Annotated in this window: 23 protein-coding genes and 1 riboswitch; of the genes, 6 read left to right on the forward strand and 17 right to left on the reverse strand. The window is 66.2% G+C overall.

Translation table 11 applies throughout. The features are described 5' to 3' along the window. Positions 1 to 56: 56 nt before the first annotated feature. Genes QE494_RS09655 through QE494_RS09670 form a run of 4 tightly spaced genes read right to left on the reverse strand, consistent with a single transcriptional unit; the run spans position 57 to position 4430 of the window. Positions 57 to 1127, reverse strand: coding sequence for an Ldh family oxidoreductase (locus QE494_RS09655; protein WP_300042793.1), 1071 nt, complete (start codon positions 1125 to 1127; stop codon positions 57 to 59). After that, positions 1124 to 2104 carry a tripartite tricarboxylate transporter substrate binding protein gene (locus tag QE494_RS09660; RefSeq protein WP_300042794.1) on the reverse strand — a complete coding sequence of 327 codons (981 nt, stop codon included), beginning with the start codon at positions 2102 to 2104 and terminating at the stop codon, positions 1124 to 1126. Before QE494_RS09660 ends, QE494_RS09655 begins: the two co-directional genes overlap by 4 nt. Positions 2105 to 2145: 41 nt before the next feature. Continuing rightward, entirely contained in the window at positions 2146 to 3303 is a 1158-nt protein-coding gene (locus QE494_RS09665) for a 2-methylaconitate cis-trans isomerase PrpF family protein (protein WP_300042795.1), read from the reverse strand. A gap of 20 nt (positions 3304 to 3323) precedes the next feature. After that, positions 3324 to 4430, reverse strand: coding sequence for a mandelate racemase/muconate lactonizing enzyme family protein (locus tag QE494_RS09670; protein ID WP_300042797.1), 1107 nt, complete (start codon positions 4428 to 4430; stop codon positions 3324 to 3326). 138 nt (positions 4431 to 4568) lie between these two features. Between QE494_RS09670 and QE494_RS09675 the strand changes: the two genes are divergently transcribed. Continuing rightward, complete coding sequence (locus QE494_RS09675) at positions 4569 to 5378, forward strand: IclR family transcriptional regulator (protein WP_300042799.1); 810 nt, start codon at positions 4569 to 4571, stop codon at positions 5376 to 5378. A gap of 52 nt (positions 5379 to 5430) precedes the next feature. Here the strand turns inward: QE494_RS09675 and ruvB are convergent, their stop codons facing one another. The 3 genes from ruvB to ruvA form a co-directional block, all read right to left on the reverse strand. Then, entirely contained in the window at positions 5431 to 6492 is a 1062-nt protein-coding gene (ruvB, locus tag QE494_RS09680) for a Holliday junction branch migration DNA helicase RuvB (protein ID WP_300042800.1), read from the reverse strand. A 97-nt stretch (positions 6493 to 6589) separates the two neighbouring features. After that, positions 6590 to 7921, reverse strand: coding sequence for a serine protease (locus QE494_RS09685; RefSeq protein ID WP_300042801.1), 1332 nt, complete (start codon positions 7919 to 7921; stop codon positions 6590 to 6592). A 295-nt stretch (positions 7922 to 8216) separates the two neighbouring features. Beyond that, a complete protein-coding gene (gene ruvA / locus QE494_RS09690) occupies positions 8217 to 8792 on the reverse strand; it encodes a Holliday junction branch migration protein RuvA (RefSeq protein ID WP_300042803.1) in 576 nt (191 codons plus the stop codon). A gap of 51 nt (positions 8793 to 8843) precedes the next feature. Between ruvA and QE494_RS09695 the strand changes: the two genes are divergently transcribed. Together QE494_RS09695 and ybeY are read left to right on the forward strand one after the other, a co-directional pair. After that, positions 8844 to 9791, forward strand: a complete 948-nt coding sequence (locus QE494_RS09695) for a PhoH family protein (RefSeq protein WP_300042805.1) — start codon at positions 8844 to 8846, stop codon at positions 9789 to 9791. A gap of 133 nt (positions 9792 to 9924) precedes the next feature. Next, entirely contained in the window at positions 9925 to 10377 is a 453-nt protein-coding gene (ybeY, locus tag QE494_RS09700; protein ID WP_300042807.1) for an rRNA maturation RNase YbeY, read from the forward strand. Between the two features lie 87 nt (positions 10378 to 10464). On the opposite strand, the gene QE494_RS09705 is transcribed toward ybeY, so the two are convergent. Continuing rightward, the gene (locus QE494_RS09705; RefSeq protein WP_300042809.1) at positions 10465 to 11376 is read right to left on the reverse strand and encodes a cation diffusion facilitator family transporter; all 912 of its coding nucleotides are present in this window, start codon (positions 11374 to 11376) and stop codon (positions 10465 to 10467) included. 13 nt (positions 11377 to 11389) lie between these two features. Next, entirely contained in the window at positions 11390 to 12625 is a 1236-nt protein-coding gene (gene tyrS / locus QE494_RS09710; protein ID WP_300042810.1) for a tyrosine--tRNA ligase, read from the reverse strand. A gap of 233 nt (positions 12626 to 12858) precedes the next feature. Between tyrS and QE494_RS09715 the strand changes: the two genes are divergently transcribed. Next, complete coding sequence (locus tag QE494_RS09715; RefSeq protein WP_300042811.1) at positions 12859 to 14217, forward strand: M23 family metallopeptidase; 1359 nt, start codon at positions 12859 to 12861, stop codon at positions 14215 to 14217. A 16-nt stretch (positions 14218 to 14233) separates the two neighbouring features. Continuing rightward, the gene (locus tag QE494_RS09720) at positions 14234 to 15388 is read left to right on the forward strand and encodes an anhydro-N-acetylmuramic acid kinase (protein ID WP_300042813.1); all 1155 of its coding nucleotides are present in this window, start codon (positions 14234 to 14236) and stop codon (positions 15386 to 15388) included. 34 nt (positions 15389 to 15422) lie between these two features. Here QE494_RS09720 and erpA read toward each other — a convergent pair whose 3' ends face one another. The 3 genes from erpA to rplM all read right to left on the reverse strand — a co-directional run bounded on the left by erpA (position 15423) and on the right by rplM (position 16814). Beyond that, positions 15423 to 15788, reverse strand: coding sequence for an iron-sulfur cluster insertion protein ErpA (gene erpA, locus QE494_RS09725; RefSeq protein WP_300042815.1), 366 nt, complete (start codon positions 15786 to 15788; stop codon positions 15423 to 15425). A gap of 190 nt (positions 15789 to 15978) precedes the next feature. Beyond that, positions 15979 to 16371 (reverse strand): 30S ribosomal protein S9, encoded by a 393-nt coding sequence (rpsI, locus tag QE494_RS09730; RefSeq protein ID WP_300042817.1) that lies wholly within the window; start codon positions 16369 to 16371, stop codon positions 15979 to 15981. Beyond that, complete coding sequence (gene rplM / locus QE494_RS09735; RefSeq protein WP_300042818.1) at positions 16368 to 16814, reverse strand: 50S ribosomal protein L13; 447 nt, start codon at positions 16812 to 16814, stop codon at positions 16368 to 16370. Before rplM ends, rpsI begins: the two co-directional genes overlap by 4 nt. Before the next feature lie 227 nt (positions 16815 to 17041). Here rplM and QE494_RS09740 point away from each other — a divergent pair, with 227 nt between their 5' ends. After that, positions 17042 to 17959: a 23S rRNA (adenine(2030)-N(6))-methyltransferase RlmJ gene (locus tag QE494_RS09740; protein WP_300042819.1), complete on the forward strand. Its 918-nt coding sequence runs from the start codon at positions 17042 to 17044 to the stop codon at positions 17957 to 17959. A gap of 70 nt (positions 17960 to 18029) precedes the next feature. Here QE494_RS09740 and metF read toward each other — a convergent pair whose 3' ends face one another. The 5 genes from metF to QE494_RS09765 form a co-directional block, all read right to left on the reverse strand. Then, on the reverse strand, positions 18030 to 18857 hold the full coding sequence (gene metF / locus QE494_RS09745) for a methylenetetrahydrofolate reductase [NAD(P)H] (RefSeq protein WP_300042821.1): 828 nt from the start codon (positions 18855 to 18857) through the stop codon (positions 18030 to 18032). A gap of 62 nt (positions 18858 to 18919) precedes the next feature. Continuing rightward, positions 18920 to 19675: a TlyA family RNA methyltransferase gene (locus QE494_RS09750; RefSeq protein ID WP_300042823.1), complete on the reverse strand. Its 756-nt coding sequence runs from the start codon at positions 19673 to 19675 to the stop codon at positions 18920 to 18922. A 120-nt stretch (positions 19676 to 19795) separates the two neighbouring features. Beyond that, positions 19796 to 21232: an adenosylhomocysteinase gene (gene ahcY, locus QE494_RS09755; protein ID WP_300042824.1), complete on the reverse strand. Its 1437-nt coding sequence runs from the start codon at positions 21230 to 21232 to the stop codon at positions 19796 to 19798. Between the two features lie 83 nt (positions 21233 to 21315). Next, positions 21316 to 21388, reverse strand: a riboswitch (S-adenosyl-L-homocysteine riboswitch). Positions 21389 to 21440: 52 nt separating this feature from the next. Beyond that, entirely contained in the window at positions 21441 to 22130 is a 690-nt protein-coding gene (locus QE494_RS09760; protein ID WP_300042825.1) for a TetR family transcriptional regulator C-terminal domain-containing protein, read from the reverse strand. Beyond that, positions 22127 to 23095: a PDR/VanB family oxidoreductase gene (locus QE494_RS09765; protein WP_300042826.1), complete on the reverse strand. Its 969-nt coding sequence runs from the start codon at positions 23093 to 23095 to the stop codon at positions 22127 to 22129. Before QE494_RS09765 ends, QE494_RS09760 begins: the two co-directional genes overlap by 4 nt. Between the last annotated feature and the right edge of the window lie 7 nt (positions 23096 to 23102).

A 23102-nucleotide genomic window follows, 5' to 3' on the forward strand; every position in this document is an offset into this window, starting at 1 on the left:
GGTGAGGGCCGGGGGCAGCGGAGTGGATGCGGCGTCGTGGCCGTGGGTGTGAGCGCTCATACGTGAAGGCTTTCGGGAAGACTTGGGGACGGACTTGTCGGAACTTCAGGCGTGCAGGTCACCTGGCAAAGGGGCGCGAGCCGGGCCAGCGCGTCAAAGACGAGCCGGTCGATGACCAACCCTTCACGCAGGTGACGGACGCGTTGCTGCGCCGCTCGCTCGGACGGAATGCGCACGGGCTCGGCGTCGTCCAATGGGGGCGTCGCACGGATGCGATCGACTTCCTCGCGCAGGTGGGACTCGAAGGTGTGGTTCGGAATCAGCAGGTCGGGCCGCATGGCCAGGAAGAAGTAGCCATAGTCTTTGTCGGCAGTAAAGCCCGAGCCGGCGAAGACACCCAGCGCCTGCACCGCCAGCGCCAGGGCATAGCCCTTGTGTCCGCCATAGGGCAGCAGGGCCCCGGCGCGCGCTGCGTGCGGGTCGGTGGTGGGATGACCCTGCGGGTCAATGGCCACCCCTTCGGGCAGCGGTCGATCGAGCCGCTCAAAGAGGGAAAGCTCGCTCGACATGAAGGCGGCGGTACCGAAGTCGATGACCAGCGGGTCACCGCCGGTGGGGAAACCGAAGGACACCGGGTTGGTGCCGAGCATTTTTTGAGCGCCGCCAAAAGGCGCCACGTGACGCGCTGAACTCACGGTGTGCAAGCCGATGAAGCCCGCACGCGCGATGCGCTCTACATAGTAGGCGCCGCGCCCGCTGGTCCAGGTGTTGGTCATGCCCACCACGGCAATTCCCAGGGCTTGCGCTTTTTCAATGGCCACGTCGGTGGCCCGACGCAGGGCCAGCATGCCGGTGTTGTTGCCACCATCGAGCAGCGTCGACACCGGGGTTTCGTGGATCGGCACGATGGGCTGACGCGGACGGGTTGCCTTGGCCTTTTCCAGCACATTGAGGATCTTGGGCAAGCCCGAATACTCGTAGCCGCACAGGGCGGCGTCCACCACATGGTCGGCGATAGCCACCGCCTCCGCCGGGTCGTAACCGTTGGCGGCCAAGACCGCCTCACTGAGCGTACGGGCGTCCGCCACCGTGAGTCGGACACGAGGGACGCCTGACGCCAAGGTCATTCGGCCGTGGCCCCCGTGTCCTTGACCACCTTGGCCCACTTGGTCACTTCGGCTTGGATGAAGGTGCGAAATTCAGCCGGCGTGGAGCCGCGTGGCTCGGCGCCGGTATTGGACAGTTGGCTGCGAATTTCCGGCGAGTCCAAGGCCTTGCGCACTTCACGACTGAGCAGGTCGGCAATCGCCGGCGGCGTGCCCTTGGGGGCGACGATGCCCCACCACACTGTGGCATCAAAACCCGGCACGGTTTCGGCGACGGCGGGCAACTCGGGGAGCAGGGTCGAACGCTTTTGCGTGGTGACCGCCAGTGCCACCAGCTGGCCCGACTTGATGTAAGGCCCCACGCCGATGATGTTGCCAAAGCTCATGACGGTTTGACCGGCGAGCAAGTCGGTGGTCATCGGGCCTGTCCCGCGGTAAGGGATGTGGGTCATCTCGATGCCGAAGGCGCTGGCAAACAGGGCGCCGGCCATGTGCTGCGAACTGCCGGTGCCGTTAGACCCATAGGTCAACTTGCCTGGGTTGGCCTTGCCGTAGGCCACCAGCTCAGCGAGGCTGCGCACCTTGAGCGAGGGGTGGACCACCAGCACATTGGGCGAGCTGCCCACTTGAGAAATCGGCGTGAAGTCACGCAGCGGGTCGTAGCTGACCTTTTTGTACAGCGAGGGGTTGATGCCGTGGCTGCCGACGTTGGCCATCATGAGCGTGTAGCCATCGCCGTCGGCCTTGGCCACGAACTCGGTAGCGATGATGCCGTTGGCGCCCGCCTTGTTCTCGATCACAACCGTCGTCTTGAGCTGCTCGGACAGTTTTTGACCCACTGCGCGCGACAGCGTGTCATTGCCGCCGCCCGGCGGGAAGGGAACGATGAATTTGATCGGTTTGTCCGGGAACTTGCCGACGCCTTGAGCGAGGGCGGTACCGCCCAGGAGGGCGGCCGCGAGGGCGGCACAAGTGAGGGTGAGTAGGCGAATGTTCATGGGTGCTCTCTGAGGGGATTTCGGGCGATGGGTGGGAAGACCTAGCAGGGCGCACGGCGCACATAGGCCGTGCCGTCCATGATGCGGCGCGCCGTGCGCGAATAAGACGCTTCGCGCAGCGTGCCGTCGGCATCCATTCGGATGCGCACCGGAAAAATTCCGGTCGGGTGGCCAATGCGGACGACGCCGTCGCCAAAGTCACGCGCGACCTGGTGAACGACGGTGCCCGGTAGGAAAGCCGCGACCGCGGTGCACACCGCGCCGGTGGCCGCGAAGGCCCGATGCAGGCGCGGCGGCGGACCGCCGACACGCCGGGCGACAAAGCTCACGTCCTCGGCCCGCACGGTCTGCTTGGTCATGTAGTCGATGTAGTCGGCCGGCTCGCACACGGCCACCGGGTGCGGCAGGCGCGACTCGGGCGCCAGCCCCACGTGGGCGGCGGCAGCGTTGCGCACCGCCCAGAAGCGATCGAGGATCTCGGGCGTGAACTGGTCCGGGCCTTCGGTGCCTTCGATGCCGACATCGCGGGCGCGAAAGTAGCAGGTGGCCTTGGCCACGTCGACGATCGAGACCTCGATACTGCGCCCGAGCTCGGGCACGAACAGCATGTCGCTGGCGTTGCCACTCGGGAGCACCCGCCCAGTACTCGCGCCGCTGGTGGCAGCGAAGTCGAGCCGGATTTCAGCGGCTGTCCCCGGGACGCCAGCGATGGCGTAGTCGCCCTTGGCGCAGGGCGTGCCATCGGCCTCTACGGGCACATAGGCCACCAGCAGCTGCTTCGTGTTGGTGTTGTAGATGCGCACCCGGGTTTCAGGCGCCACCGGCTCCACCAGACCCTCTTCGATGGCGAAGGTGCCCACGCCCGCCGAAAGGTTGCCGCAGTTGGCCGAGTAGGACACATAGCCCTGCTCGATGCCGACCTGGCCGAAGGTGTAGTCGACATCCGCATCCGGACGCTCGCTGCGGCGCACGATCACGATCTTGCTGGTGAGGTTGTCCGCGCCGCCCAGGCCATCGATCTGGCGCGGGTCGGGGCTGCCGATCACCTGGAGCAACACACTGTCACGTTCGGCCGGGTCGCTAGGCAGGTCGTCGGCATGGAAGTAAATGCCGCGGCTGGTACCGCCGCGAATGACCGCGCAGTGCACCGCACGCTGATACGCCAGGCGGGGCGCGGCGGCTTTGACTTTTTGGAGCATGGCCTTGTCTTCCTGTGGGTTCACCAGTCCAGCCGGTACATGGCCAGCTTGTCGGCATCGATCTCGGCGCCGGCACCGGGCACATCGGGCACATGCAGCTTGCCGTCCCGAATGTCGATGGGGTGGGCCAGCAGGTCGTCCTGCTGCTTGAGGGGGGTGGACAGATCGGCCGGATAGGTGACGCTGCGGAAGGCGGCGGCGAACTGGGCGCTCGCCACGGCGCCAATGCCCGAGACGCCCTGAGAGCCGATCCAGCAAGGCAGGCCGAAGGCCTCGGCGGCATGGGCAATGCGCATGGACTCGTACATCCCGGTGCGGGCGATCTTGATGCCCATCACGCCAATGGCGCCGTCTTGCAATTCGCGGCGGGCCTCGGCGAGGGAAAAGACGCTGTCGTCGGCCAGGATGGGAGTGGCGATGGCGTCGGCCACCTTTTTGCGCCAGCTGCCCAGGGTGACCGCCACCGGCTCTTCGGCCATGGCCAGGCCGAAATGCTCCATCGCGCGGATGGTGCGAATAGCCACATCGGGGGCGTAGAGCTGGTTGGCGTCGATGAACAAGAGCGCGTCGTCGCCGAGGGCGCGTCGCAGCATTTCCATGCGGCGGATATCACCCGCTGGGTCAGAGCCGGCCTTGATCTTGAAGGCGCGGATGCCGTAGCGCTCACGCACGTCCATCGCCTCGCGCACGAATTCGGTGTCGTCGTTGAAGTTCAAACTGAGCATCCAGCTCACTTCGACTGGCTTGAGCTGCCCCCCGAGCAGGCGGGCCAGGTTCACGCCCAACTCCTGCGCCGCCAGGTCATGCAGGGCGGTGTCGATGGCGGCCTTGGCGGTGGGGTTCCAGGGCACGGCGGCGAGCTTGTCCTGGTAGGACTCGCGGTCCAGCGGGTCGCAGCCGATCAGCATCGGGGCAATCGTGTCGCGCACGATGTGCACGATCGAGCGCTGCGTCTCGCCGTAAATCGAGGGGCGCGCGGGCGCCTCGCCGATGCCCACCTTGCCGCTCTCCGAGGTGATGCGAACCACCACATGGTCCTGCGCGTCACGCTTGCCGTGGGCGCCCCAGCGGGAGGCTTTTTTGAGCGGAATCCGGAACGGAATCGCTTCGATCTGAATCACTTTCACGACAGAGGTCTCCTGCGGGGGCGGACGCGCGATGCGCCCTGGAAGTTCATCCAATGGAACGAAAAAAATGGACTCGGGCCACTCTATTCCCTGCTAAGTTCGCATCAAATAGCTCTTCGCCGATTTTTGTTCCACGACATGGGAAAAGTTGAAGCCACCCCCCACGTGCCAGGCACGCAGCTAATTGCCCGCATCGCATCGCTGCTGCGGGTCTTGGCGATCCGCAATCGGACCGGCGCCCGCCTGATCGAGCTTTGCCGCGACACCGGCCTGGAAAGATCCACGGTGCACCGCGTCTTGCAAGGCCTCGTCGCTGAAGGGTTGGTGATGCAGGAACACAAGTCCAAGCGCTACCGCCTGGGCAATTCAATTTACGAGCTGGGACTGGCGGCGGCGCCGCGCACCCAGTTGCGGGACCTGTGCCAGCCCATGCTGACCGCCGTTGCCGAACAGACGGGGGACACCGTCTTTTTGAGCGAGCGTGTTGGCTTTGACGGGGTCTGCCTCGACCGCAAGGACGGCAGCTATCCCATCAAGGCCTTCGTGCTGGAGCCAGGGCGCCGCCGCCCGCTGTTGGTGGGTTGCGGCAATCTGGCCATGCTCAGCGCCATGGACGACGACGAAGTGGCGCGCATTTGCCGGGCCACCTTGTCCCAGGTGGCCGAGCGCTATGCGCGCTTGACCCCCGAGGTGTTGCAAGAGCGAATTGCCACCACCCGCAAGAACGGCTTTGCCTACACCGAGGTCCTCGAGACCAGCGGCGTGAGCTCCGTGGCGGTGTGCATCCGTGACCCGGCTGGACGCCCCCTGGCAGCCATGAGCGTGTCCAGCATCACCCCGCGCTTGTCGGGCCCCAGGGTGGCCGAATGCGTCGAATCATTGCGCGAGGCCGTGCGAGAAATCGAGCTGCGGCTGCCGCTCACATCCCTGGCCCCGACACCGCCCTGAGTGCCCTGAGCGCTGTGACCACCCTGGCCACTGGGCCTCAGATGCCGCCCTCTCAGCTGCCCGCGCCGAACAGACCTCCGACGGCGGTCGGCGGCGTCACCCCCAGGTGGCGGAAGGCCGCCAGCGTGGCCACGCGGCCGCGCGGGGTGCGCTGCAGGTAACCCTGCTGAATGAGGTAGGGCTCGATCACATCCTCGATCGTCCCCGACTCTTCGCCGATGCTGGCGGCGATGTTGTCCAGGCCCACCGGCCCGCCATCAAAGCGGTGAATCACCGCCTCGAGCACCTTACGGTCCATGAGGTCAAAGCCCAGCGGGTCGACATCGAGCATGGCCAGGGCCTTTTGCGCAATTTCCTGGGTGATGCGGCCGTCACCCTTGACCTCGGCGTAGTCACGGACCCGGCGCAGCAGCCGGTTGGCGATACGCGGCGTGCCACGCGAGCGGCGGGCAATTTCCGCACCGCCGGCCTCGTCCATCGGCGCGCCGAGCAGGCCGGCGCTGCGTCCGACGATGCGGCCGAGTTCTTCGGGCGTGTAGAACTCCAGCCGGGCGACGATGCCAAAGCGGTCCCGCAGCGGGTTGGTCAGCATGCCGGCACGGGTGGTAGCGCCCACCAGGGTGAAGGGCTGCAGGTCGAGCTTGATGGAGCGGGCAGCTGGCCCCTCGCCGATCATGATGTCGATCTGGTAGTCCTCCAGCGCCGGGTAGAGGATTTCTTCGACCACTGGCGAAAGGCGGTGGATCTCGTCGATGAAGAGGACGTCGTTGCGCTCAAGGTTGGTGAGCAGTGCCGCGAGGTCCTTGGGTTTTTCCAGCACCGGGCCGGAGGTCTGGCGCAAATTCACACCCAGCTCGTGGGCGATGATGTGCGAGAGCGTGGTCTTGCCCAGGCCAGGCGGACCGAATAGCAGCACATGGTCCAAGGCCTCGCCGCGGCGTGAGGCAGCGCCGATGAAAATTTCCAGCTGCTCTCGGGTCTTGGCCTGGCCCACATACTCTTGGAGCAGCTTGGGCCGCAGGGCCCGCTCAATCGCCTCTTCGCCGGGCGAAGTGGGCGCGGCCGAGACCATGCGGGCGGGCGCGGGAGCGAAGTCGTCGGTCTGGATGGTCATGGATAACGGCTATGGTACTGCGGCTACTGCGGCGGCTACAGCGGCTACCGCGCCGCCTTCAGGCCTGCCCGCCGCCCGATGGACTGCCCGCGGCCGCTCAGGTGCCAGGCACCGTCCCCAGCCAGGAGCGAAGGAGCGGGTAGGCACGGTCCATGCGGCCGAAGTAGTCGTTGGCGGTGGTGTCGCTGCAACTCGAAGAGCCTGCAAAAAGGTGGCCGACGACATAACGGCGGCTTCCCACCTGGGCAAAGATCGGCGAGCCGCTGCTGCCCTGGGCGGTGACGCCCCGGGTCCAGCGCAGCACCAGGTAGTTGCCGTCGGAGCCCTCGTCGGCCTGGCAGAAGTTGCCAATACAACTGCCATAGGCGTTGACCCGGCCTTCGCTGAGCTTCAGCAGCTCGCCGCCCGGGTGGTGCAGGGCGCCCACGGCCACATCCAATGCCGGCTGGCCCACCAGGGAGCCCGCATGAACGGCGCCCGTCGGCGGCCGGCCCGAAAGCTGAAGAAAGCTGAGATCGGAGTCGGACGAGACCCGCAGCAAGGTGCTCCCTCCCTGCACCTCCACCGCGTTCGGGTTCGGCACAGTGCTTTGGCAAGCGGCGCTGCGGTAGAACCAGTAGGTGCTGACGGTGGAGGCTTCGGTCTGTGTGCCCACGCAGTGGGTGGCGGTGAGGAAATAGGGCGTGCCGCTCACCGCGGTATCGGCCATCAGCGTGCCGGTACAGTAGTACGAGTAGTTGGGGTCCCCGTCCCGCATGTACTCCATGCGGGCGACCGCCCGCGCCTCGTAGGAATAAGACGACTCGCAGGTGGCGTCGATGTGGCAGGTTCCGATGTCGATCCCAGGCGCCGCTGCACGGCGCTGCGGGTCCAGGTTGGCCGCGTGGGTCCACCACAGGTGCGAGAGCCGCGGCACTGCCAAGCCCAACTCGGCGGGCGACGCACCCGCCGGCAACTCCAGTTGGAGCGTCGCCTCCTCACCGGCGACCGTCGGCGTCCAGAACAAGGGGGACGAAAGCGCCGAGGTGCCTGTACCGGCCTGCGCGTCACGTGCCAGACTGCCCAGCACCTCACCACGCTGGAGGCGGACGGGCCTGCCCGCCGTCCCGAACACGCGCAGCACGACCTGCGCAGGAAGTCGGTTCACCGCCAGCCCGAGCCGCAGGCCGGCCGCCCCCTCGGAACGAAAGGTCACGGCCGCCACCAGACCGCCCGTGGCCGAGGGCTCCCATTGCAGCAAAGCGCCCAGGCTCGGGTCGTTCGCAGTAATGGGCACTGCACGTCCCTGGCCAATGCGCACCGGCTGACCCGGGGCGCGCGGCCCAGCCTCTATTGCCGGATCGACCAGGGTGGAGAGCACGACCCGCGCCGGCACCACTGACGGCACCGAGGGTTCAGCGGAAACACTGCGCAACTGCACAAGCGACATGCTGGCTGTGCGTTCGTAGGGCTCAATACGTGGCGTGTTGTCGTTTGAACTTGGACCAGGGTCGGTTTGGGTGCCGCCGCCGCCGCACCCCGTCAAAGCCAGGGCCAGGAGGCAAGCCAGCAGGCACGCGGGCCCGCGCGAGGCCTGCAGAGCCGACCCGAATGAAAAGCGCGGTGCAGGGCGAAGGGCGATCGGCATGAATTGCTGGGTTTGCAGCTCGGGAGTGTCGATGGCGGGGCGAGGGCCGGGTGTCAGCGCGTACGCCACAGGGTGGTCAGACGCAAGCCCAGGCCTTTCACTTGGCGAGCGCCTTGAGGGCGGCCTTGATGCCATCGCTCACACCCACCCCCTCGGGCAGTGCCTTGAGCGCAGCGCTCGCCTCGCGGTCGCTGTAGCCCAGGGCCAGCAAGGCCTGAAGGATGTCGGCCTGGGCGTCGCTGCGCAGGGGGCCGCCCACCGGGCCCAGGTCCGCGCCCAGCTTGCCTTTGAGTTCGAGCAGCAGGCGCTCGGCGGTCTTCTTGCCGATGCCCGGCACCTTGACCAGCCGGCCCGCGTCTTGGGCGGTGATCGCCTGGGCAATCTCGGCCACGCTCATGCCCGAGAGCACCGACAGGGCCATGCGCGGGCCCACGCCAGAGATCTTGATCAATTGCCGGAACGTCTCGCGCTCGCCGGGAGTGAGAAAACCGTAGAGGATCTGCGCGTCTTCGCGGACTACGAAATGGGTCAGGAGCGACACCTTCTCGCCCAGGGCCGGCAGGTTGTAGAAGCTGCTCATGGGGACGTCGACCTCGTAGCCGACGCCATGGCAGTCGACCAGCACCTGCGGCGGGTTGCGGTCGACCAAAGTTCCTGTGAGTTTGCCTATCATGGGGGTCCTAGGGCCAATTCAGACAGGCCCTGCATCCTGGAAATTATCAGCTTGATCCTGCGCCACACCTTTTCCCCGCCCAATAACACCCGCCTGGCTCACCTGTGCGGCCCCACCGACGAGCACCTGCGGACGATTGAGGCGGCGCTGCAGGTCTCCATTGCCCACCGGCACGAACAGTTCAAGGTCGACGGCCCCAAGGCCAGAGCCCAGCGCGCGGTCGAGTTACTTCAGGCCCTGTACGAGATCGCGGCCCGCCCGATCGCGGCAGAAAAAGTGCAACTCATGCTCGCTGGCGACGCTGCCATGGAGCAGGCACCCGATGGCGCGTCCGTGCTGCAAACCCGGCGCGCCGACCTGCGTGCGCGCACGCCCAACCAGACCGTGTACCTGGACAACATCGCCCAGCACGACATCACCTTCGGCATCGGCCCTGCCGGTACCGGCAAGACCTACTTGGCGGTGGCCTGCGCGGTCGACGCGCTCGAGCGCAGCGCGGTGCAACGCATCATCCTCACCCGCCCCGCCGTGGAGGCCGGCGAGAAGCTGGGCTTTCTGCCCGGCGACCTGGCGCAAAAGGTCGACCCCTACCTGCGCCCCCTGTACGACGCGCTCTACGACCTCATGGGGTCTGACCGCGTCGCCAAGGCCTTCGAGCGCAACGCGCTCGAAATTGCACCCCTGGCCTTCATGCGTGGGCGCACCCTGAACAACGCCTTTGTCATCCTTGACGAGGCGCAAAACACCACGCCCGAGCAGATGAAGATGTTCCTCACCCGGATCGGCTTCGGCAGCAAGTGCGTGGTCACGGGCGATGTGAGCCAGATCGACCTGCCCAAGGGGCAGCTGTCGGGGCTGATCGAGGCCGAGCACATTCTCAAGCGGGTCAAGGGCATCGCCCACACCCGTTTCACCAGCGCCGATGTGGTCCGCCACCCATTGGTGGCGCGTATCGTCGACGCCTATGACGCGGCGAGAAAGTCCGATGGCGGTCGCTAAGCCCGCCGATGCGCCTGCGGCGCCTCCCCCCAGGGGGCGCCACGCGAGAGCCGTTGACCCCCCCGAAGCGCCTACGGCGCCTCCCCCCAGGGGGCGCCACGCGCAGACCGGCAAAGCCGGATCCGCGGTGGCCTTGGCTGCTTCGTCACTCGATCTGAGCTTGCAATTCGGCGAGTTTCCCGGCGCCGCGGTCCATCGCGCGCTGCTTCAGAAGGCACGCGTCCGGCGCTGGATGGCGATGGCCCTGCAGCACCCGGGCGGAATGGCTGTGCGCATCGTCGGTGAGGACGAAGGGCGAGCCCTCAACCGCCAGTACCGCCGCAAGGACTACGCCACCAACGTGCTCACGTTCGACTACCAGGGCGCGCCGGTGGTGCTCTGTGACCTGGTGCTGTGCGGCCCGGTCGTCGAGCGCGAGGCACGGGAACAGGGCAAAACGCTAGAGGCCCACTACGCCCACCTGCTGGTCCACGGCACCCTGCACGCCCAGGGCTGGGACCACGAAACCAGCGAGCGGGACGCGCTGGCGATGGAGACTGTAGAAATCCTGCTGATGGGGGCGCTGGGGTTTTCTAACCCCTATTGAGTCCTCGCCGAGGCTGGCCGCAGGCCCTTGCATACCCCGTGGTTCGCGCGGTGCGGCCCCCTACAGGTGAATAAGCGCCGCCGGACGTCAACGCGGGTCGACCGCGTCGCCGAAATGGGCCTCGACGTCACTGGGCAGCAACTGGATGGTGGCACGCAGCCCCGGTACAGCCGCCATCAGGGCCTGCTCCACCGAGGTCCGAAGTGCCGAGGCCCGGCGCAGCGTCCAGTCCGCCGGCATGTGCATGTGCAAGTCCACGAAGCGTCGCTGGCCGGCCTTGCGGGTGGTCAGGTGATCGAAGCGGATGGTGGCGTGGGCGAAGCCCTCCAGCGTGCGCTGGATCTCGGCCTGTACCTCCGGCTCCAGCGCCTCGTCCATCAGCCCCTGGGACGACCGGCGCAGGAGCGACACGCCCTCGCGCAAGATGTTGAGCGCCACGCCCATGGCCACCAGGCCGTCGAGCCAGAGCCATCCGGTGACGGCCGCCAGCGACAGACCGACCACCACACCGGCCGAAGTCCAGACATCCGTAACCAGGTGTCGGGCGTCGGCCTCCAGGGCAATCGACCGGTGCGCACGGGCCGCCTGGAACATCACCCAGGCGAGCAACCCGTTCAGGGCTGAACTGGCAACCGCCAGGCCGAGGCCCCAGCCGACCTGCTCCAGTGGCTCGGGGTTGAGCAGGCGGTGGCTGGCGGCCCAAAAAATACCCACTGCCGCGCCGATGATCAGGATGCCCTCGAAGCCGGAGGAGAAGTACTCGGCCTTGTGGTGGCCGTAGGGGTGGTCTTCGTCTGGGGGCGCCTGGGCCACCGTCACCATGACCAGGGCAAACAAAGCGCTGGCCAGATTGACAAAGGACTCGAGGGCGTCCGACAGCAGGCCGACCGACCCGGTCAACTGCCAGGCCAAGGCCTTGAGCGCGATGGTGACCACCGCCACCACCGCCGAGACCAGCAACAGCCGGCGCGGCGTCAGCTGGGCGAGCAGTCCCCGCATCAGAGACCCGGCCTCAGGCCAGGGTGACGCGCGCGAACTTGCGCTTGCCCACCTGGACCACGTAGCTGCCTGCACCCAGCTTGAGGCCCTTGTCGCTCACCACACTGGAGTCGACCCGCACCCCGCTGCCGTCGATCAGGCGGTTGGCCTCTGAGCTCGACGGCGCCAGACCCGCCGCCTTGAGCAGGGCGGCAATGCCCATGGGCGCGCCGGCCAGTTGCACCTCGGGGATCTCGTCCGGAATCCCGCCCTTGCTGCGATTCACGAAGTCCTGCTCGGCGCCATCGGCTGCCTGGGCATCGTGGAAACGGGCGGTGATTTCCTTGGCCAGCATCACCTTGGCGTCGCGCGGATTGCGGCCACCCTCGACCTCGGCGCGCAGGGCCGCGATTGCGGCCTCGGACTGAAAGCTCAGGAGCGTGAACCAGCGCCACATCAGCGTGTCGGAGATGGACATCACCTTGGAGAACATGGTGTTGGCGTCCTCGCTGATGCCGATGTAGTTGTTCTTGCTCTTGGACATCTTGTCGATGCCGTCGAGCCCCTCCAGCAGTGGCATGGTCAGGATGCACTGGGGCTCCTGGCCCCACTCCTGCTGCAGATGGCGGCCCATCAGGAGGTTGAACTTCTGGTCGGTGCCGCCAAGCTCCAAGTCGGACTTCAGGGCCACCGAGTCGTAGCCCTGCATCAAGGGGTAGAGGAACTCGTGCACCGAGATGCTTTGGCCCTGGGTGAAGCGCTTGTGAAAGTCGTCGCGCTCGATCATCCGGGCCACGGTGTACTTGGCAGCCAGTTGGATCATGCCGGTGGCACCCAGCGGCTCGCACCACTCGCTGTTGTAGCGAATCTCGGTTCGGGCCGGGTCGAGCACCATGCTGGCCTGGCGGTAGTAGGTCTCGGCGTTGGCCTTGATCTGCTCGGGTGTGAGCGGCGGCCGGGTGCTGTTGCGGCCCGAGGGGTCACCAATCAGGGAGGTGAAGTCGCCGATCAGGAAGATGACCTGGTGGCCCAGGTCCTGAAGCTGGCGCATCTTGTTCAGGACCACTGTGTGCCCCAGGTGGATGTCTGGTGCGGTCGGGTCCAGCCCCAGCTTGATCCGCAGGGGCACACCCGAAGTCTCGGAGCGAGACAACTTTTGTTCCCACTCTCCCCGCGGAAGCAGCTCTTCGCATCCACGCAGGGAGACCGCCATGGCTTCGCCAACCCGCTCGGATACTGCCGGGCTTTCTTTTACAGCTGCTTGATTCATAAGGCTTTTTCTTGAATGGACGGCGCTGCGTGAGCGGCTATACTCGCCCTGACTCGGGGTTTGGCTGATTTTAGATCGCGACCGCTGGCGCTCTCTGCGCCCGGTACCGGTCGGGTCGGCTGCCCTTCGGTTTTTCCATAAGACCGTTATCCATACGGTCGCTGCGCGTGCACCGCGCAGCCCCGTCCACCCCGGCCTGCCAAGCGATGGCGGTCCGACCACAGGAGCCCTGTTTGAGCCCTCGTCTCGTGGCAGCCGGCCAGCGCATCGCAGCCCGTGTGGGCCATGTGCTGGAGCACCACCCCAAGCAGATCACCGCTTTGCTGGCGGCGGTTTTGCTCGGCGGCGGCGGCGGCGCACTGGCGGTGGCCAGCTTCGGCCCTGACGCGGCCGAAGTGCCTGTGCAACTCGTGACAGAGGCCGTCCAGCCCCTGCCGCTGGCCGCCCAAATCGAGGCCCTGGACCTCCAGGCCCTGCGCCTCTACCGCTCAGACACAGTCCGCGGCAATGACACGGTCGAGACGCTGTTTGCCCGCCTGGGCCTGGTCGATGCCGCAGCCGCCGCCTTCGTCCGCAATGATCCCGTCTTCCGCACCAAGGTGCTCGGTCGTAATGGCCGTAACCTCAGCGCCGAGGCCGATGGCCAGCAGGCCCTGCGCAAGCTGGTCGCCCGCTGGGTCGCCGACGACAGCGGCACCTTCCGCCGGTTGGTGATCGAACGCGGTGCGGACGGCAAGCTGGTCTCGCGCGTCGAAACCGCGCCTTTGGCGGCCACCTCCCGGCTGGGTGGCGGCACCATCCGCAGTTCCCTGTTCGGGGCGGTTGATGACGCCCGCATCCCCGACGACATCGCAGTGCAGATGGCCGACCTGTTTGGCGGCCGTATCGACTTCCACCGCGGTCTGCGTAAGGGCGACCAGTTCCGCGTGGTCTACGAGTCGCTCGAAGCCGACGGCGAGCCGATGCGCTCGGGCCGCGTGCTCTCAGCCGAGTTCACCAACGCAGGCAGGACCCACAGCGCCGTCTGGTTCCAGGAGGCGGGCCGCAAAGGCGCCTACTACTCGCTCGACGGCAAGACCCTGGCGTCCCAGTACCTTGCCTCGCCGATGGAGTTCTCCCGGGTGACCAGCGGCTTCGCCATGCGCATGCACCCCATCTTGCAGCAGATGCGTGCCCACCTCGGCGTCGACTACGCAGCGCCCACCGGCACGCCGGTGCGGGTGATCGGTGATGGCGTCGTTGAATTCGCGGGTTGGCAAAACGGCTACGGCAATGTCGTCCACATCAAGCACAGCCGCAGCGACACCACGATTTACGCCCACCTGAGCCGCATCGACGTGCGCAAAGGCCAGCAGGTTTCCCAAAGCCAGCGCATCGGCGCGGTCGGAGCCACCGGCTGGGCCACTGGCCCCCACCTGCACTTCGAGTTCCGCATCAATGGCGTGCACAAGGATCCCCTGACGATCGCGCGCAACGCCGAGGGCGTGCCCTTGACGGCAGAGGCACGGCCCGCTTTCGAAAAGCTGGTGGCCACCGTCCGCCCGAAGCTGGCCGCCGCGGCCAGCCTGGCCACCACGGCCAGCGCCGAGTAAGCCGCCGGGTCAGCCCATGGCGGCCGGGGCGCAGCAGGTTCCAAACAACAGACGCTTCATCGGCCTGATGTCCGGAACTTCGCTGGACGGGGTCGACGGGGTGCTGGCCGACTTCGGCAGCCAGCCGCCCCGCATCCTCGCTCACGCCAGCGCGCCCTTCCCCGAGGCCCTGGGACGGGAACTGCTAGCCCTCAACACACCCGGCGATAACGAACTGCACCGCGCGGCACTGGCCGGGAACGGCCTGGCCAAGGCCTATGCGGGGGTGGTGGAGGCGTTGCTGCACATGACCGGGCTACCCGCATCGTCCGTGTGCGCGATCGGCGCCCACGGGCAAACCGTACGGCACCGCCCCGGTGAGTTCGACGGCACCGGCTACACCCTGCAACTCAATCAACCAGCCCTGCTGGCGGAGCTCACCGGCATCGCGGTCGTGGCGGATTTCCGTAGCCGGGACGTCGCCGCCGGAGGCCAGGGCGCACCCCTGGCGCCACTATTCCACCGTGCCTGGTTCGGCGAGCCCGGTCAGTCCCTGGCCTTGCTCAATCTTGGTGGCATGGCCAACCTCACCCTGCTGGGTGCAGATGGCGGCTGCTCCGGTTTTGACTGCGGCCCTGGCAACGTGTTGATGGACGGCTGGTGCTCCCGGCATCGCGGCCAAGCCTTCGACGATGCCGGCGCCTGGGCAGCTTCCGGCCGGGTGCTACCCGGGCTGCTGGCTCGCTTGCAAGCCGAGCCCTTCTTTCACAAACCCCCGCCCAAGAGCACCGGCCGGGATCTGTTCGGCCTGGGCTGGCTCGACGCGCAATTGACACAAGAGGGGCTGAGCCGCATGACCGATTCAGCGCCACTGGCTGATGTGCAGGCCACCCTGGCCGAGCTCACCGCCAGCACCTGCGCCGCCGACCTGCGCGGGCACGGCAAGGGCATCACACGCCTCGTGGTCTGCGGCGGCGGCGCGCTCAATGATCACCTCATGACGCGCCTGGCAGCGCGACTGCCTGGGGTGGAGGTGATGAGCACCAGCACGCTAGGCCTGCACCCGCTGCAGGTGGAGGCCGCCGCCTTTGCCTGGCTCGGCTGGCAGGCGGTGGAGGGGCAGGCGCAGCCCCTGCAAAGCATCACGGGCGCCAAGGGCGCCCGTGTGCTGGGATGCATTTACCCGGCCTGAGCCAGGTCTGCGCAAGACTTCAGGCCGAAGAACTTCAGACCGAGAAGCTTGAACCGCAACCGCAGGTCGACTGCGCGTTAGGGTTCTTGATCACGAACTGAGCGCCCTGCAGGTCTTCCTTGTAGTCGATTTCGGCACCCACCAGGTACTGATAGCTCATCGCGTCGATCAGCAAGGACACACCGTTCTTGCTCATGATGGTGTCGTCCTCGTTGGTCACCTCGTCGAAGGTGAAGCCGTACTGGAAGCCGGAGCAGCCGCCCCCTTGCACAAAGACGCGCAGCTTGAGCTCGGGGTTGCCCTCTTCGGCAATCAGGTCGGCCACCTTGGCTGCGGCGCTGTCGGTGAAGACCAGCGGCAAGGGCATGTCGGTCTGAATGTTCTCTGCTACTGCGCTCATGGGAATTCCTCAAAGAATTGCTTGGATATTAGTCCATCGCCGCCCGATTACAAGGAAGAGCGAGCTTGACCCCATTAGGAGCATTGCAGGGGCGGGGCCTGGAGAGTAAAAAAGGCCGCACTGGCGAACCGGTGCGGCCTCTTGGCCAGCCGGCGAGCGGCACTGGGCCCCTCGCATGGCGTTGGCAGAATCAGCGCTTGCTGAACTGCTTGCGACGGCGGGCGGAGTGCAGACCGACCTTCTTACGCTCGACCTCACGGGCGTCGCGGGTCACGAAGCCGGCTTGCGACAGCGCGGGCTTGAGGGTCGCGTCGTAGTCGATCAGCGCGCGGGTGATGCCGTGGCGGGTGGCACCGGCTTGGCCGGATTCACCGCCGCCGTGGACGTTGACCTGGATGTCGAAGGTTTCGACATGGTTGGTCAAGACCAGGGGTTGCTTCACGATCATGATCGAGGTCTGGCGGCCGAAGAACGCTTCGATGTCCTTGCCGTTGACCGTGATCTTGCCGGTGCCCTTTTTCAGGAAGACACGTGCCACGCTGCTCTTGCGGCGGCCGGTGCCGTTGTTCCAATCTCCGATCATTTCTGCTCCTTGGCCAGGTTCAGCGTCTTGGGCTGCTGCGCGGTGTGCGGGTGCTCAGCACCGCCATACACCTTGAGCTTCTTGATCATGGCGTAACCCAGGGGACCCTTGGGGAGCATGCCCTTGACCGCTTTTTCCAGTGCGCGGCCGGGGTGCTTGGCCTGCATGTCGCGGAAGTTGGTCTCGTAGATGCCGCCGGGGAAGCCGGAGTGACGGTAGTACTTCTTGTTCAGCTCTTTCGTGCCAGTGACACGGAGCTTGGAAGCGTTGATGACGACAATGAAGTCGCCGGTATCGACGTGAGGCGTGTAAATGGCCTTGTGCTTGCCGCGCAAACGGAGGGCTGCTTCGCTGGCAACCCGACCGAGCACCAAATCGGTGGCGTCAATCACAAACCACTCATGCGTCACGTCAGCGGGTTTTGCGCTGAACGTTTTAGTCATGTTGACCCTCTTAACGAGGTTCCGAGATGGTTTGGCGGTCCTTTTCCACGGTCGGTGTCCCTCTTTGATGGGGACCTCTTAGGTGGGGTTTTGGCGCGGCACCGAAGCGCATCGCCGTATCTGCCGCGGGACCACAAAAACGCTGCAGAGCCCTCGATTATACGAATTCCTGGCCCGATGCCCGACTGTTTTTCGAGAAGGGGTACCGGGACGGCTACCATCTCTGCATGTTCAGTTACCGCCACGCGTTCCACGCCGGGAACCACGCCGACGTGCTCAAGCATCTGGTGCTGGTGGCCACCCTCCGGCACCTGCTGCAAAAACCCGCCGCCCTGATGGTGGTGGACACCCACGCCGGCACCGGCCTGTACCGATTGGATGACGACTATTCGGCTACATCTGGCGAAGCAGACGAGGGAGTTCTGGCCCTTATGAAGTACATGGCGACCACGCCGCCAGAGCACCCCGCCGCCGCCCTGACCGACTACTTGGACCTGGTGCGCAGCTTCAATCGGGACGGCGCGCGCCTGCGCCTGTACCCTGGCTCGCCCTTCGTCACCCAGCATTTCCTGCGGCAGGAGGCACGCGACAAGCTCAAGCTGTTCGAGTTGCACCCCACCGACAGCCAGGCCCTGGTCGCCCATGTGGCCCAGCTCAAGGCAGGCCGGCAGGTCAGCGTGGCCCGGCAAGACGGCTTCGAGTCATTGCGTGCCCTGCTGCCCCCACCCTCGCGGCGCGGCCTGGTATTGATCGACCCCAGCTACGAGATCAAGAGCGACTACCCCAAGGTGGCCGACTGCCTGCAAGACAGTCTGGAGCGCTTCGGGACCGGTTGCTACGCCATTTGGTACCCCATCATTCCGCGGCCGGAAGCGCATGGACTCCCACGTCGGCTCAAGACATTGGCACAGCAGGCCAAGCGCCCCTGGCTCCACGCCACCCTGGCCATCGGCCAGCGGGAAGAGGGCGCGCAGGCCCGTATGCCCGATGAGCCGCGCCGTCGACCCGGCCTCACCGCCAGCGGCATGTTCCTGGTGAACCCGCCGCACACGCTGAAACCGGTACTGGCCGAAGCCTTGCCCCAGGTACTGGCGGCCCTGGGCCGCGGGCGTGGCCAGGGCTTCGAGCTGGAATCGGGTGGCTGAAAAAAAACGACGGCACAAAGTTGGAACGCCGACCCGATCGATCGATCGAAGGTGAACGATCGCGGGTGAATCAGGCGCTCTTGATGCGCGCATGCAGGCCGAGCACCGCCTCCGCCTGGTTCATCGTGTAGAAGTGCAGGCCCGGCACGCCCCCATTGACCAATTGCTCGCACAGATCGGCCACCACGTCGAGGCCGAAGGACTTGATGGAGGCGGTGTCGTCACCGAAGGACTGCAGGCGCAGACGGATCCAGCGCGGAATCTCGGCGCCGCAGGCATCAGAAAACCGCATCAGCTGGGTGCTGCTGGTGATTGGCATGATGCCCGGCACGATGGGCACATCGACGCCGAGCTTGTGCAGGTCGTCCACGTAGCGGAAGTACGCGTCGCTGTTGAAGAAGTACTGGGTGATGCCCGAGTTGGCGCCGGCCTTCACCTTCGCCGCGAATGCCTCCAGGTCCGCCTGCGGTGAGCGCGCCTGGGGGTGCGTCTCGGGGTAGGCAGCCACCTCCAGGTGGAAGTGATCGCCGGTCTCTGCGCGGATGAAGGCCACCAGATCACTGGCGTAGCGGAACTCGCCACTGGCACCGTAGCCACTGGGCAGATCGCCGCGCAGGGCGACGATACGGGTGACGCCTGCGGCCCGGTAGGCAGCCAGACGCTCGCGGATACTGGCCTGGGTCTGGCCGATGCAAGACAGATGGGGCGCTGCAGGCTTGCCCTCGGCCATGATCTCCACCACCGCCTGCAGGGTGCCGTCCTGGGTCGAGCCGCCGGCGCCGAAGGTCACCGAACAAAATTCAGGCGTGAGCGCATAGAGGCGCTGGCGCGCGGCACCCAGCTTGGCGGCGCCCTCGGGGGTCTTGGGCGGAAAAAATTCCAGGCTGATGGGAACCATGTGTCGCTCCTTGCCGATTTCGTTGTTGTGCGGGTGGGACTGGTCGTCCGACGCGCGCGGCCTCAAGACCTAGCCGCTTGCAGCGGCCGGGCGTGGATGAAAAATTCGCGGTTACCGTCGCCCCCGGCGATCGGGCTGTCCAGCCAGCGCAGCACTGCAAGATGGCAGGCCGCGCAGGCCGCGCGGAGTCGGGCCTCCACCTCGGCGTGACGCGCCGGGTCGCGCACGATCCCGCCCTTGCCCACCTGCCCTGGCTGCAGCTCGAACTGCGGTTTGACCAGCATCAGCAAATCGCCACCGGGTGCCAGCAGCGGCACGAGCGCCGGCAGCACCAGGGTGAGCGAGATGAAGGACAGGTCGCCCGTCACCAGGCCATAGGTCGGCAGCGGCAGGTCGGCCGCTTGCAGCTGGCGGGCGTTCACGCCCTCCAACGCCGTCACCCGCGGGTCATCGCGCAAGCGTGCGTGCAACTGGCCGTGGCCCACATCCACCCCCACCACCTGAGCGGCGCCCGTCTGCAGCAGACAGTCGGTGAAGCCTCCAGTGGACTGGCCCACATCGAGGCAGTCACGCCCCTGCGGGTTAATGCCGCACGCATGCAAGGCCCCCTCGAGCTTGAGACCGCCACGCGAGACAAAGCGCGCCTCGGCGTCATCGAGGAGCTCGATTTCGGCCTGCGCGGGTAGCTCATCGCCGTTTTTGGCGACCGCCTGCCAGCCGCGGGGTCCGCGCCAGCGCATGCCAGCGGCGATCAGCCGCTGGGCCTGCGAGCGCGAGGCGGCGAGGCCTCGGTCCACAAGGAGTTGGTCTGCGCGCATGGAACGCAAGAGGCCGCTGAGGGGCAAGACCGGACCGCAGTGCCGGCAGGCAGGCAGGCGAGAGTCCGTCCCGATGGGACACCCCTCGTCCGCCCCCCGCCAACAGGCGGGCGCCAAGCCTCAATAGCGGTAGGCGTCCGGCTTGTACGGGCCCTGCTTGGGCACGCCGATGTAGCCAGCTTGCTCGTCGGACAGCTCGGTGAGCTGAGCGCCGATCTTCTGAAGGTGCAAGCGGGCCACCTTCTCGTCTAGGTGCTTGGGCAGGGTGTAGACCTTGCCCACGTCGTAGCCCTCGGGGTGCGTGAACAGCTCGATCTGGGCAATGGTCTGATTGGCGAAAGAGGAGGACATCACAAAGCTGGGATGGCCGGTACCGCAGCCCAGGTTCACCAGACGGCCCTTGGCCAGCAGGATGATGCGCTTGCCATCCTTGAAGATGACGTGATCGACCTGGGGCTTGATCTCTTCCCACTGGCACTGGGTCTCGAGCTCGGCGACGTCGATCTCGTTGTCAAAGTGGCCGATGTTGCAGACGATGGCCTGGTCTTTCATCTGGGCCATGTGGGCGAAGGTGATGACAGACTTGTTGCCGGTGGCGGTGACAAAGATGTCTGCCTTGTCGGCAGCGTAGTCCATGGTGACGACGCGGTAACCTTCCATCGCCGCCTGCAGGGCGTTGATCGGGTCGATCTCGGTCACCCAGACCTGGGCCGACAGGGCACGCAGGGCTTGGGCGCTTCCCTTGCCCACGTCGCCGTAGCCGGCGACCACGGCAACCTTGCCGGCAATCATCACGTCGGTGGCGCGCTTGATACCGTCCACCAGGGACTCGCGGCAGCCATAGAGGTTGTCGAACTTGCTCTTGGTGACCGAGTCATTGACGTTGATGGCGCGGAACATCAGGCTGCCCTTGGCAGACATTTCGTTCAGGCGGTGCACACCGGTGGTAGTTTCCTCAGTCACGCCGATGATCTGGGCGCTCTTGCGGCTGTACCAGGTGGGGTCGACCGCCAGCTTGGCCTTGATCGAGGCGAAGACGATGCGCTCTTCCTCGCTGCCAGGATGAGCCAGTACGGAGGCGTCTTTCTCGGCCTTCTTGCCCAGGTGCATGAGCATGGTGGCGTCGCCGCCGTCGTCCAGGATCATGTTGGGGCCTTCGCTGGCCGAGCCCTTGGCGCCGAATTCGAAGATGCTGTGGGTGTAGTTCCAGTAGTCCTCGAGCGTCTCGCCCTTGATGGCGAACACCGGGGTGCCGGCGGCGGCAATGGCGGCAGCGGCATGGTCCTGAGTGGAGAAGATGTTGCAGGAGGCCCAGCGAACATCAGCGCCCAGAGCTTGCAGGGTCTCGATCAGCACGGCCGTCTGGATGGTCATGTGCAGCGAGCCGGTGATGCGCGCGCCCTTCAAGGGCTGCTTGGCCGAGAACTCCTGGCGGATCGCCATCAGACCGGGCATTTCGGTCTCGGCAATCTTGATTTCCTTGCGGCCCCAATCGGCCAGGGACAGGTCGGCGATGGCGCAGTCGGAAGTGGGGACTGCTTTGAGGATGGCGTTCATACGTGCTCCAAGATCAGGTGGGTGGACCAGAAATCCACTGCAGCCTGGGAAGCACCGGGGTTAGGGGCTCACCACACGGACACAGTGGGTGAGCGTCGTTGCGAATGAAAATCCGAGCCTCACGCCTGTAAAAGACGCTGCAACGCTCCTCGGATGCCCTAGATTATACGAAAACACGGGGCCACCGCCACCGACGCCGAAATGGAGGTCAGTCGGAGGCGACGATGCCCGCGCCGCGAAGGATGAACCGGGTCACTTCGGCGATCAGCTTTTCGCGATCGGCCGGCGTGTGTGCGCTGGGGCCGCGAAAGAACGTGACCTGGTGCTGATAGTCGGCGTAGTGCTGGGTGATCGACCAGACATGGAACATCAATAGCAGTGGGTCGACCGGCGCCATGTGCTTGGCGTCGATCCAGTTCTGCAGCACGGCCACCGCCTGCTCGGTGCGCCGTTGGCTGGTTCCCATCAGCTTCTGCAGCACGGGCGCGCCGCGCATGATCTCGGCGGTGACGATGCGCGAACGCTCCGGATGGTCGAAGCTGAACGTCATTTTCCGGCGCACGTAGTCACCGATCACCTTGACTGGGCCGTACTTGGCATCGGCGAAACCAAAGACGGAAATCCAGTCGTCAACGACTTCCTGCAGCAACGAGGTGTACAGCGCCTCCTTGCTGCCGATGTAGTAATGCAACTGCGGCTTGCTCACGCCGGCCAGGTCGGCGATGGCCTGGGTGGTCGCGCCGTGGTAGCCATCACGGGCGAACACCTGCACCGCAGCCTCGTGGATGACCGCCAGCATGCGGGTGCGGATACGGCCCGGCGCCCGAGCCGCCGCAGCCAGTTCCGGCGGGCGGTCGTCGCGATTCGGCGGCAGATCCTGCGGAACCGGCGCTTTCACAGGTCGATCTCCAGCACACCGCCCTTGGCCCGAGAGCAGCACAAAGCTACCTTGTGACGCCGATCGGCTCGCGTCAGGCAATAGTCCCGGTGCTCCGCCTCGCCGTGTGCAAGTCGGACCACGCAGGTGCCGCAGATGCCCTGCTCGCATGAGGTGGGCACGTCGATGCCCCAGTTTTTTAGCGCTTCCACCGCGGTCTGATCAGCGGCAACCGACACGTCGATGGCGCGCCGCGCCAGCCGAAGAGTGAAGGGCTCATCCAGGCCGTCATCGGCATCGGACGCGGGTGGCGCGAAGTATTCCAGGTGCACCGCTTCCTCCGGCCACTGCGCAGCCGCCTGCTGGGCGGCGGCCATGAAGCCGGCTGGACCGCACAGGTACAGGTGCGTGCCTGCCGCCCGGTCGGAAAGCAGCGGCCCCATCGCGATCTTGTGTGGCGACTGCGGCTCGTCCAGGTGCAGCCGCACCTTGTCGCCTAGGGCCTTCAGCTGCGGCTCGAAGGCCAGCTGCCGCGGCCCGCGGGCGAAGACGCACAGGGTGAACGGCAGCCCCCTGGCGTGCAGATGCTGCGCCATGCAAAGCAACGGCGTCAGTCCGATACCGCCCGCCAGCAGCAGATGATGTTGCGCCGACTCGGCGATCGTGAAGGTGTTGCGCGGCGCACTGACGGCCAGCAGGTCGCCCTGGGCGACGCGCTCGTGGACCGAAGCCGATCCGCCCCGACTGGCAGGCTCTCGCTTGACACCGACCACGTAGCGGCGCACCCCGACGCCCATCGGTTCAGGGGCCAGCGCCAGCGAGTACGGCCGCGAGAATCCACCGGGCAGGTGGATCTGGATATGCGCACCGGGCTCATAGGCGGGCAAGGGCAGGCCAAGGGGGTGGACCAGCTCGAGGCAGCGTATCTCCGGGGTCAGTGCCTGCGCGGCGGCCACCCGCAGGGTGAGGATGCGGTCACCCGACATGAATCAT

The organism is Ramlibacter sp. (genome assembly GCF_029866045.1).
GTDB lineage: Bacteria > Pseudomonadota > Gammaproteobacteria > Burkholderiales > Burkholderiaceae_C > Ramlibacter.